This window comes from Corynebacterium sp. HMSC05D03, assembly GCF_001807205.1.
Classification (GTDB): Bacteria; Actinomycetota; Actinomycetes; order Mycobacteriales; family Mycobacteriaceae; genus Corynebacterium; species Corynebacterium aurimucosum.
Window position 1 is genome coordinate 1 of record NZ_KV788176.1, and the last position, 1,519, is coordinate 1,519.

Consider the following 1,519-nt stretch of genomic DNA (forward strand, 5'->3'; position numbering starts at 1 on the left):
GAGTGTGTGTGTTTGTTTTGGTCTATTAGTACCAGTAGCCTTCACACCTTGCGGTGCGTCCAGGTCTGGCCTATCAACCCCATCGTCTGTGGGGGACCTCAAATACGAAACCTCATCTTAAAACAGGCTTCCCGCTTAGATGCTTTCAGCGGTTATCCCTTCCGTACGTAGCCAACCAGCGATGCTCCTGGCGGAACAACTGGCACACTAGAGGTACGTCCGTCCCGGTCCTCTCGTACTAGGGACAGCCTTCTTCAAGTTTCAACGCGCGCGGCGGATAGAGACCGAACTGTCTCACGACGTTCTGAACCCAGCTCGCGTGCCGCTTTAATGGGCGAACAGCCCAACCCTTGGGACCTACTCCAGCCCCAGGATGCGACGAGCCGACATCGAGGTGCCAAACCATCCCGTCGATATGGACTCTTGGGGAAGATCAGCCTGTTATCCCCGGGGTACCTTTTATCCGTTGAGCGACACCACATCCACAAGTAGGTGCCGGATCACTAGTCCCGACTTTCGTCCCTGTTCGACATGTCTGTCTCACAGTCAAGCTCCCTTGTGCACTTACACTCACCACCTGATTGCCAACCAGGCTGAGGGAACCTTTGGGCGCCTCCGTTACATTTTGGGAGGCAACCGCCCCAGTTAAACTACCCACCAGGCACTGTCCCCAACCCAGATCATGGGCCAAGGTTAGACATCCAATCCGATCAGAGTGGTATTTCAACAACGACTCCACAACCACTAGCGTGGCCGCTTCATAGTCTCCCACCTATCCTACACAAACCGAACCGAACACCAATACCAAGCTATAGTGAAGGTCCCGGGGTCTTTTCGTCCTGCCGCGCGTAACGAGCATCTTTACTCGTAGTGCAATTTCACCGGGCCTGTGGTTGAGACAGCAGAGAAGTCGTTACGCCATTCGTGCAGGTCGGAACTTACCCGACAAGGAATTTCGCTACCTTAGGATGGTTATAGTTACCACCGCCGTTTACTGGGGCTTAAATTCTCAGCTTCGCAGCCAAAAGACTACTAACCGGTCCTCTTAACCTTCCAGCACCGGGCAGGCGTCAGTCCATATACATCAACTTCACGTCTTCGCATGGACCTGTGTTTTTGATAAACAGTCGCTTCCCTCTATTCTCTGCGACCCCACAACCCACCACACTCGCAAAGAGTGCTTAAGTCGTGTGGTCCCCCTTCTCCCGAAGTTACGGGGGCATTTTGCCGAGTTCCTTAACCACAGTTCACCCGAACGCCTTAGTATTTTCAACCTGACCACCTGTGTCGGTTTAGGGTACGGGCCATACATCCACATCGCTAGAGGCTTTTCTCGACAGTACTAGATCACCAACTTCACCCACACTTGGGCTACGCATCACGCCTCAGGTTTAACGGTGTGCGGATTTACCTACACACCACCTCACACGCTTACACCAACAATCCATTAAGCGGCATGGCTACTACACTGTGTCACCCCATCACTTGAACCACACATCAGGCCCCACGACATCAACAA

Annotated in this window: 1 rRNA gene; it reads right to left on the reverse strand. The window is 53.3% G+C overall.

Annotation, left to right across the window (positions count from 1 at the left end):
* Nucleotides 1–4 precede the first annotated feature (4 nt).
* Nucleotides 5–1,519 (reverse strand): 23S ribosomal RNA (locus tag HMPREF3147_RS12925); the annotation flags it as partial.